The organism is Aporhodopirellula sallentina SM41 (assembly GCF_000346505.1).
Classification (GTDB): domain Bacteria; phylum Planctomycetota; class Planctomycetia; order Pirellulales; family Pirellulaceae; genus Rhodopirellula; species Rhodopirellula sallentina.
This window is the reverse complement of the sequence record NZ_ANOH01000054.1, coordinates 1-10,447: the sequence shown is the minus strand read 5'-3', so window position 1 is coordinate 10,447 and position 10,447 is coordinate 1. Positions and strand designations below refer to the sequence as shown.

Here is a 10,447-nt window from a genome sequence, read left to right as displayed (position 1 = left end):
AAGTGAGACGTGCTCTTGAAACCGATTTTGGCAAACCGCTGTGTGAACGCATCCAGGGTTGAGGCGCGAATCGGCTCGGCTCCGTTGAACGCGATCTCCCACGAGGAGAGGTCGAGGTCGGCGACTTCCGCGTCGTCGATCTTGTCAACACACAACTGGTAGGCAAAATTCGGCCCGCCACTGACTGTGACACGGTGCTTCGAGACGACCTGCAGCCAACGCGCCGGTCGCTGCAAGAACGCCATCGGCGACATCAACACGTTAGGTCGTCCCATGAACATCGGCATCACCACGCCGCCGATCAGTCCCATGTCGTGATATGTCGGCAGCCACGACGCACCGACGATCGAACGAGACGGTTGGAACGCGTGCAGAATCAGTTCGCTGTTGGCGACCAGGTTCTCGTGAGTCAGCATCACACCTTTGGGCGACCCGGTCGAACCGGAGGTGTACTGCAGCACGCCGAGCGAGTCGCTCCGCAGACGCGGGCATCGCCAATACGAACCGTCGCGGTGATCGCGCGAGTCGGTGCCCAACAATTGGACGCCGACGAGGTCTTCGTGCAGATCCGGGCCGGCGAGTTGCTCGATCACTGATCCGGTGGACAATGCCCAACGCGCGTCCGCGTCGAGCACGATCGATCGGATCCGGGAGGCTTTGCGGTTCCGTCGGGGTGGGAAGGCGGGGACCGCGATCGCTCCGGCGGCGAACACGGCGAACAACGAAACCACAAAATCCAGACCGGGAGGATACAGCAACAACACACGGTCGCCCGGACGGATGCCGCAACGGCCCTGCAAATAACCGGCGAGCCCGCGGACTTCATTCCACAACTCTGCGTAGGTCAGCGATTCTTCCGACTCTTCGCCGTCGGTGAAGGAGAACGCGGTGCTGGTCGACCGGGCCTGTTCCCAGTGCCGTAGGATCGAGACGAAATGATCCCGTGGGGGTATGTCGCCTGAGAAGTATTTTTGCAGATCCACCAGTTTCAACCTATCGCGGTTACGAGCTTTTCGACGAGTTGGTCCCTATCCGAGAACTGATACGCCACTGGACGCTAGCATCGGTGAACACGAGAAAACCGGGGCTGACGCCCGACGGCCAATCGATGCACCGACGCATTCGGATAGGTTTTTAGTCTAACTTCCGTGCTAAAACTCTTCATCGGCATCAAGGCCTAAGGACAACGCCTTAGGCCCGAATTATCCAGATGCTACAGTTTGACAGGAGGTTACATGTCGGAAAACCCTTCAAACCGGACGTTTTCAACGCCAAATTCGTGGAACTGACAACCCGGCGACGCCGGTCGTGCCCCCCATCCCGATCGGTTGAGTGTAGCCACGGGAGGCATCGGGAGCCAATTCAGTGGCCCTCAAACCCGACTGCAACGACGAACGATTGTGGTCTTTCACCAAACTGCTGCTCGAAGGGACGCCCGACGTGGTGCTGAGCGATTGGATTTGCTGGCCCGAATCGAGCGGGCGGAGCCGAGCGGCGATCTCGGGGGCCACGTTGCTCGCGAGACTCTGTGCCGCGGGCGGAGCCACCCGTCCGACCGGTTCGAAGTCAACCTGCTCCTCTCTCTCGATCCGAGTCAAACGTTGAGGCACGTCGACGGTCTGCGTGACGGCTTCCCACTGGACCTGCGTTTTGGTCTCGGTCACGACTTCGTCACGGGCTTGCCACCGCGTTTCGGGAACGTGGTGGTACGCGACGGTCGGTTGGCGAAACGGGTTCCACCGCCCCTCAACTCGCGGCACCCATCGGAACTCGGTCACGGGAGTGTACGTCCGGCGAGTGGCGGGACGAGATTCCACTACCGTTTTTGGTTTGTAGACCGTCTCTTGACGCTTGGCGATCCTGGTTTCAACCTTGGGCCGTTCCACAGTCCGAACGACTTTTCGGTAGACAATCCCGGTAGACGGGTCGGTGTAATATCCAGGCGTATCCTCACCTCGCAGATCACTGGCGGAACCGCCAACAATCATCGAACCGGCGATCAGGGTGAGCAAGCGCGTACAAAACCGTGCGACATGTCGCATGACAATCCCTCGTCGTGCGTGAAAAGCACTCGCAACCGAGAGCGGCTAGGCGAGTGATCTAAAAGAGAAGACAATGCTAACTTTGATCGGACATCGCTCCCCGAACGCATTAAAATCAAAGCCAACCCCGGAAAGAAACGCATGATGATCACCCCGGATATTTTACCTATCTTGCGTTGTCCCCATGGGGGTGATGCACTCGTTCTGGCGGACGCGGGACTCGTCGAGCGGGTCAACCAAGCGATCGCCGACGGCACCGCTCGCGATCAACTCGGCACCCGCATCGACACGCCGATCGACGCCGGAATGGTTAACCCGGCCGGTGACCGGCTGTATCCGATCCGCGAGAACATCACGACGCTGATCGCCGACGACGCGGTCCAGATCGCCGAGTTCCGCTAACATCTGCGGCGTGGCCGCTTTGCAAAAGTCGCAACATTGCGGCAGATCGCGGAGGAGGTTGAACCATCGGTAGAATTTTGGGCCGATCGGCATGAGAGATACGGACCCGACGTGCCAACCGATTCGCACGCCCTCAACCTAAACGCCCAAACACCCGACCGCCCATCGATTCACCGTGGTGACCAGATCGGCTCGGTTTCGCCTCTCCCGATTCAATCCCCATTCAATATTCCCGCACGTTACTCCTGCACGTTCCACATCGTTTTCCTGACTATTCCCCACAGTTTTCCTGACCATTCCCCACACGTCTCCTCCACACGCAGTTTCATGAAAGCAGCATTCCTGACGACCCAAGGGCCGCCTGAAGTCATTCAATATGGCGACGTTCCTGATCCCCAGGTCGGCGAGGATCAAGTCCTGATCCGCACGCACGCGATGTCGGTCAACCCGATCGACACCTACGTCCGATCGGGAGTGATCGCGGCGGAATTGCCGACTCCTTATTTCCCGGGCTGCGACGCGGCGGGAATCGTCGAGGCCGTCGGCTCCAGCGTCAAACGGTTCCAAGTCGGCGAGCGGGTGTGGACTACCAATCAGGGTCTCGTCGGTCGGCAAGGCACGTTCGCCGAAAAGATTGCCGTTGATGAAAAGTGGGTGTTCGGCCTTCCCGATTCGGTTTCTTTCGAAGACGCCGCGGCTTGCGCTTTGGTCGGCATCACCGCGCATCTCGGGCTCTTCCGCGAAGCTCAATTGCAACCCGGCGAGAGCATCCTGGTGATCGGGGGCAGCGGCGGGGTTGGTTCGATGGTCGTGCAGATGGCCGCCGCAACGGGTGCCCGCGTGATCGCGACCGCGGGCAGCGACGAAAAAGCGGAGAAGGTGCGAGCCTTCGGTGCCGAAGAAGTCATCCTTTACAAATCACAATCGATCGCCGAACAAGTTCGCCAGTTCAGCGAGCGTGGCGTCAACGTCGTTTGGGAAACCCGGCGCGAACCGGACTTCGCGACCGCGGTCGAGGTCATGGCCGAACGCGGGCGGATGGTATTGATGGCTGGCCGCGACGCTCAACCACCGTTCCCGGTCGGACCTTTTTATGTCAAAGAATGCTCGCTGCACGGTTTTGTGATGTTCAAGGCGACGCCGTTCGAAATGCGTTCGGCCGCCGATGAGTTATCACGAATGATGGCCAGCGGCAAAGTGAAAGCGAACATCGGCGCCTCGTTCCCGCTCTCCGAAGCAGCCCAGGCACACACACTTCAAGAATCCGCAACGCTCGATCAAAGCGATCGTTTGTGCGGGAAGATCATCGTAACGAGCAACCCATCCTCATGACGCAGACTCCCTCGGAAACTTTCCAACCCAACTTTGACGCCGGCACCTACTGCGAAGCCAGCGGCGACCGACTGCTGCCCGCGATCGCCCAGGACGCCGAATCGGGTCGTGTATTGATGTTGGCCTGGATGAACGAAGAAGCCTGGCGGGAAACCCTGCAAACGGGCCGAGCGGTTTACTTCAGTCGCTCGCGCGGCAAGCTTTGGCGCAAAGGCGAAACCAGCGGCCACCAGCAAATCGTACGCACTGTCCAAGTCGATTGCGATGCCGACACGATCCTTCTGCATGTGGAACAAACCGGTGCTGCGTGTCACGAAGGTTACGCAAGCTGTTTCTTTCGCGACGTGGATTCCGGCGGTCAAGTCAGTGTCCGTGAAACTCGATTGGTCGACCCGGCCGATGTCTATGGCTGAGTCTTCGCGGCCTAAATGTCCGTCTCGCGCGGCTGAATATTCTGCCCAACCGTTTCAACCGGTATCTGGCAAACCGCAAAGCTTTCCAAGCTTTTAATTTCAGCTCAAGAAACATTGACCCTACCGGGGCTGAGACGTTCACTTGCACCGGAACACGCTCGACGGATCGATTGAACGGTCATGAAACGCCGGTTTGCCCGCAGAGGTCTGCACGTTGATCGCACGACTCTGCACACGAACCGGTTCATGTGGTGACGGATCGATTGGCGTTCGAGTGGTTCCGAACTGCTCGTCTTCGTTTTTTGACGCTAACCGCTGGAACGGCCCATGCCTGCCCGCTCGCCCCGAGTCTCCTCCGCACGAACATACTTTTCTCGCAAACTTCCTGCGCGTCGGTTCCTGTTCGCCATGATCGCGTCCACCGCGGTCACCGCTGCGCCAACGGCGTCGGCATGCTGTCTGACGGATTGGCTCTACGGCCGGCAACCCGCCTACGCGGTCACACCACCACCGACCGTCACGGTAACTCCCGGGACGACGGTAGCTCCCGGAACGACCGTCTCGCCATACGCGGCCGGATACACGCCTTACACCGCCGGATACACGCCCATCGTGACCGCGGCGGCACCGAACTCGGCTGCCCTGCCGCTGGCCGGCAAGAGCATCTACGCGCCGGCATCGCCTTACGCGGTCCAGCGTCCCGCCTACGGCGCCGTGCCGCTGGACAATCCGTCGGTCTACACCGGACAACCGGTCATGTCGGGATACCGCGGCGCCGCGACTGCGGGCAATTCGATCTACGGGACCGGAAACGTCTATCCCAACAACTACGCGTCTGCGTCGCCGTCGGTGGTCAACCAACCGGTGACGTCCTACCGGATGGACACCAGCTCAACAGTCGCTTTGCCGGTCCAACGCACCTACCCGACGCCCGTCCGCAGCGGCTTGGCGAGGTTCTTTGATTCGCTCTTGGGCACCGGATACCGCACGTCGTACTACACCGCTCCGATCACTTACTACCGTCCGGCGACGACCGTTGATCCAGTTACCGGCACCACCGTCACCGTTCAGCAACCATGCACCTCGTCGGTGCAGCAACTTCAGCGAACTCCGTACGCAACGTTGCAGCCCGCCCCGTTGGCATCGGCACCGGTAACAGGTTCCTCGTGCGGCGCAGATCCGGTCAGCGGAATCGATCCCTGTTCGGCACAGTCGTACGGACCGATCGGATCCACCTATGCGTCTCCGATCCCAAGCACGGCACTGCCTAGTTCAACCCTGCCCGGTTCAACGCTACCGAGCGGTTTGAGTCCGATCGGCGGCAGCAGCGGACTCAGCGGCAGCAATGGACTTAGCGGCAGCGGTGATTTGCAACCGGTCTCGCCTCCGACGCTTCCGCCAGGATCGACTTACTCGGGGCGGCCGAACTATTCGATGGAGTCGATTTACTCTGACTCGACATCGAGCTTTCCGAACACCAACATGTCGCCTCTGACCGGCAGCTCGCTCGGCGAGTCAAGCACGTTCGATAGCCAAGACAGGGAACCGTTCCCGGCCCCGTCGCTGCAATCGGCCCGTCCGGCGTTGTCCGATTCGTATGAGAGTTCTGGCTCTCGCGGCTCTACCGCCAACGACGCGTACCGCCAAGGCTACGAGGCAGGGCGTGCGGCAATGGAAAAGGAAGCCGAGGCACGACGTGACTCCCAACGCGAATCGCAGTACACGCCCTACGGCAAGTCCGAAGGCTACAGCGATTCAGAAGGCTACGGAGATTCAAACGAATACGGCGACTCAAACAACTACGACAGCTCGAAGGATCGCGAATCCGATCAAGACGCTGACAATTCGACACCTGAGTCTTACTACCAATTGGCACCACCGGCCAACCAGCGACCGTCGACCGAAGAAACGAACCAACGCAGCCGTTGGGAAATTGAACGTGACGAACAGGACCTGCGAGAACTGACCACGGGCGTCCAACGCCAACGCTATGGCAGCCAATACGCATCGGGAACAGGGGCGTCGCCGTCACACGTGCGACCAATTCCTGCACCCGAGGATTATCGCAATCCGTTCGATTCCACCGAACGGTTGAAGGCCCCCGATTTGTTGCCGGCCTTGCCACCTCCGACGACTCAGTTCAACCGCAACGTGGACCGTTCGTCGGGTTACTCGAACGAACAACGCCTGAGCGTTCCGGTCCGCGAAGCGTCGGTCCAAGGTCCTCAAGATCGCGTTCCGACGCGTTCGCAAAGCGAGCGGACCTACACCAGTCGCCAGCGACAACCGGCCCCCGCCCAACCACAAACGCGATCGGCGAACGACTGGCAAAACAAAGTCCGTCAGCAGTCGAAAGAAACCGGCTGGTACGTCAACGACTAAGCACGTCCTTGAGAACTCATCAGACGGCGACAACGATCCCGCATGGATTCTCGGCGAGTAGCCGTGGGCTGAAAGCAGCGCCCCCACGGTTTCCGAAAACCGAGCCTGAAGTCCACAAGGTCGCCGATCGATTCCGAACGTGACGCTTCCCACGCCACGTGTGAAATCACGCAAACGGTCTCGTTCTCAGGCGAGCCGGTTCTCGCGAGATAATCTCTTTGTCACGCTGTCTTTCACGGCTGTTCGCCCTTCTTCACGACAGTCTCTCTTCGGCTCGGCGTTCTTTGCCGTGCGATCTCAACGCCGCTCCAATCCGAGTCGCTAGAGCGTCTCAATATTCGACGCGCCGAATCCCGGTAGCTGGATTCGACAGAATTCAGGCCGTCGAAATCTGGCGACACCGGCTACTCGTTTTTTCAAATGCCTCGCCTAGCGGCTCCTGTGTGTTTGTTTTTCGTTAGGAAATATGCGGATTCTGACGGCTCGCGGGCTGGTAATTAAAATGATCCGCCCCCCGGCGACTGGTGTAAACTGCCTGACACGTGAGGGGGGAACTGCTGCCCGCACCAATGCCCTGCACCATTGATTCTTGTCGCAACTGATTCTTGTCGAAACCAACATGCCATTCGAAAAAACACCGCGTCGTGGTCTCCTCACAAGCTGGATCGAGCGTCAACTCGGTGGGAAGACGCGTATCTCTCGCCCCGCGACCGCGCGGCAGATTCGCAAACGCCGCCGACTGTTCGAATCCCTCGAAAGCCGCCGGTTGCTCGCGACGGACGTGTTGGCCTCCGCCGGCGGCGAAACCCTCGACGTTTCGATGGACGGTAGTGAACTCGTCGTCACGGGCAGCGTCAGCGGCGATCTGCTGCGGCAAGACGCGACGTCGATCTCGAGCCTGCGGGTGGTCGGATCGGATGCGGATGACACGTTGCGAGTCGACTTCAGTGGCGGTTTGATCGGCACACCGATCACCTTCGAAGGAAGGGGACAAACAACGCAGTCCGGCGATACGATCGAACTGATCGGCGGCGACATCGATGGCGTTTCGGCGGAAACGATTGAACACCAATTCATCAACGAGAACGACGGCTCCATTGTCATCGACACTGCGAGCGATTCGTTAACCATCGGTTACACCGGATTGGAACCGGTCATCGACAATCTCAACGCCGTCAATCGAGTGTTCACCTTCACCGGCGGCGACGAAACCATCACGCTGTCGGACGATGGCGTTGCGGGCAACAACATCAACCGAATCGACTCAACGCTCGGTGAAAGCGTCGTGTTTGTCAGCCCGACGAATTCATTGACCGTGAACGCGGGCAGCGGGATCGACCAGATCAACGTCACCACACTGGACACGACCTACGCAGCCTCGCTGGTGATTGACGGCGGTGATTCGGCGGGCGATACGTTGTCCGCCACGAACGTCGACCTGATCAACACTCCCGGTCGCGGTTTGACGCTGAGTGAACTGGAGACGATTGATATCCTCGGCGGAACGATCTCGGGCAATACCGCGGTCAATGGTGGCGGTGTGTTGATCAACAACTCGTCCGAGGCGATCACGACAACGGTGCTCGATGCGGTCACGATCGAAAACAACATCGCTACCGGCGGCACCGCACCGACCGAAGGTGGCGGAGGAGTCTACAACGACGGCACGACCCTGACCCTGCGAAACGGAACGCGGATCGAAGGAAACACCGCCATCGTGGGAGCGGGCAGCGGAGGTGGCATTTTCAGCTCGGGAACTCTGACGATTGTCGACTCGTTCATTAACGACAATCAGGCCAACCGAGCGGGCGGCGGAATTGAAATGTCCGGCGGCGTCCCGCTGACTCTGACCGACGTGGAACTCACCGGCAACAACGCGGGTGTTTTGCCCGCGGCCGGTGCTCCAGGCAACGGCGGCGGTTTGCACGTGACCGGCAACGGCAACGTGACCCTCGTTCGCGGCCTTGTCGCCGATAACGTCGCGGCGAGCGAAGGAGGCGGGCTTTGGAACGGTGCCGGCACGATGACCGTGACAGACACCACGATCGAAACCAACACCGCGAGCGGGAACGACGCCGACAATGGCGGTGGCGGCATCTTCAACGACGCTGGCGTTCTCAACATCGACAACGCCACGATCGAGAACAACGAAGCCGACGGGACCGCGGGCAGCGGCGGCGGGATTTTCACTCTCGCCGGCACCGTCACCATCGCAAACTCGACGATCGAAAACAACTCAGCCAATCGTGCCGGAGGCGGCATCGAGATCGTCGACGGCACCATGACACTGACCAACGTTGACCTCATCGATAACGATGTGGATGGCGGTGGCACGACGGCGACGACTCCGGCACCAGGAAACGGTGGCGCGTTGCACGTGACCGCAGCCGCGACGGTCACGCTCAGCGGCGGACTGGTTGAAGGCAATATCGCTCGAGAGGAAGGCGGCGGGCTGTGGAACAGTGCCTCCGGAACGATGCTGGTCAGCGATACTGTCATCAACGCCAACGTCGCCCGCGCCGCGAACAACGCGGGCAACGACCAGGGAGGCGGCGGCGTGTTCAACAACGGTGGCTCTCTGACGATCGAAAACAACACCGTCATCACTGACAACTTGGCGAGCGAAAACAACGGCAACGGCGGTGGAGTCATGACCGTCGGCGGAATGGTCCTGATCACCAACTCAACCATCACCGGCAACACAGCTCACCGAGCGGGCGGCGGCATCGAAAACAACGCCGGCACGGTAACCCTGACCAACGTCACCATCGGCGGTGCCACTGCCGCCGATGCAAACACTGCCAACATCAACGGTGGCGGTTTGCACGCGAGCGGAGCCGCCAGCGCGACATCGATCAACGATGGCACGTTCCAAAACAACATCGCTCAACAAGAAGGCGGCGGGCTATGGATCGGCGATGGCAGCCTGACCATCAACAACACACTGATCACCGAAAACACCGCCAACTCCGGCAACAATGCCGGCAACGACCAGGGCGGCGGAGGCGTGTTCAACATCGGCGGAACACTGGATATCAACAACGCGACCATCACCGACAACTCCGCTGAAACGAACAACGGAAACGGTGGCGGCATCATGACCGTCGGCGGAACCGTCACGATCGACGACAGTTCAATCCAGAGCAACCGTGCCGGCCGGGCAGGCGGCGGGATCGAAAACAATGACGGCGTCGTCACCATCACCAACGAAACGGTCGGAGGAGCCGCAGCCGCCTCGGGCAACTTTGCGGCGGTCAACGGCGGTGGACTTCACGCCAGTGGCGCATCGAGCGTGACCAACGTGATCGGCGGGCTGTTTCAAAACAACATCGCCAACGAGGAAGGCGGCGGGCTGTGGAACGGCAGCGGACGACTCAACATTGTCGGCACCACGATCACACAGAACACAGCCAATTCAGGCAATAACGCGGGCAACAACCAGGGCGGGGGCGGTGTTTTCAACATCGGCGGAACGCTCGACATTGACGACGCGATCATCTCCGACAACCTCGCCACGGCGGGCAACGGAAACGGCGGCGGCGTCATGACGGTCGGAGGCTCGGTCACCATCGACAACACGGATATCACCGAAAACGAAGCCGCACGAGCCGGTGGCGGGATCGAAAATAACGCGGGAACCGTCACGCTCACCGGCGTCACGGTTGGCGGCCCGAACGCGAGCGACGGTAACACGGCCGGAGTCAACGGCGGCGGACTTCACGCCAGCGACGGATCGAGCACCACGACCGTCAACGGCGGCTCGTTTCAAAACAACATCGCCGGTGAAGAAGGCGGCGGGCTTTGGATCGGCACGGGCACGTTGAACATCGACGGCACCACGATCACGCAAACACAGCCAACTCAGGCAACAACGCT

7 protein-coding genes are annotated in these 10,447 nt (G+C 60.2%); 5 read left to right on the top strand and 2 right to left on the bottom strand.

The window, feature by feature from the left end:
• Positions 1 to 983, bottom strand: a 983-nt coding sequence (locus RSSM_RS02935) for an AMP-binding protein (RefSeq protein WP_236620901.1), incomplete at its 3' end; no start/stop codon positions are given.
• Positions 984 to 1,265: 282 nt separating this feature from the next.
• A complete protein-coding gene (locus tag RSSM_RS02930) occupies positions 1,266 to 2,012 on the bottom strand; it encodes a hypothetical protein (RefSeq protein ID WP_008674299.1) in 747 nt (248 codons plus the stop codon).
• Positions 2,013 to 2,183: 171 nt separating this feature from the next.
• Here RSSM_RS02930 and RSSM_RS02925 point away from each other — a divergent pair, with 171 nt between their 5' ends.
• The 5 genes from RSSM_RS02925 to RSSM_RS02905 form a co-directional block, all read left to right on the top strand.
• A complete protein-coding gene (locus tag RSSM_RS02925; RefSeq protein WP_008674297.1) occupies positions 2,184 to 2,444 on the top strand; it encodes a hypothetical protein in 261 nt (86 codons plus the stop codon).
• Positions 2,445 to 2,771: 327 nt separating this feature from the next.
• Entirely contained in the window at positions 2,772 to 3,776 is a 1,005-nt protein-coding gene (locus tag RSSM_RS02920; protein ID WP_044300794.1) for an NADPH:quinone reductase, read from the top strand.
• Entirely contained in the window at positions 3,773 to 4,189 is a 417-nt protein-coding gene (gene hisI / locus RSSM_RS02915; protein ID WP_008674293.1) for a phosphoribosyl-AMP cyclohydrolase, read from the top strand. The genes RSSM_RS02920 and hisI overlap by 4 nt, the downstream gene beginning before the upstream one ends.
• 327 nt (positions 4,190 to 4,516) lie before the next feature.
• On the top strand, positions 4,517 to 6,571 hold the full coding sequence (locus RSSM_RS02910; protein ID WP_236620900.1) for a hypothetical protein: 2,055 nt from the start codon (positions 4,517 to 4,519) through the stop codon (positions 6,569 to 6,571).
• A gap of 619 nt (positions 6,572 to 7,190) precedes the next feature.
• The coding region (locus RSSM_RS02905; RefSeq protein WP_390174039.1) for a beta strand repeat-containing protein at positions 7,191 to 10,447 on the top strand (3,257 nt) is incomplete at its 3' end.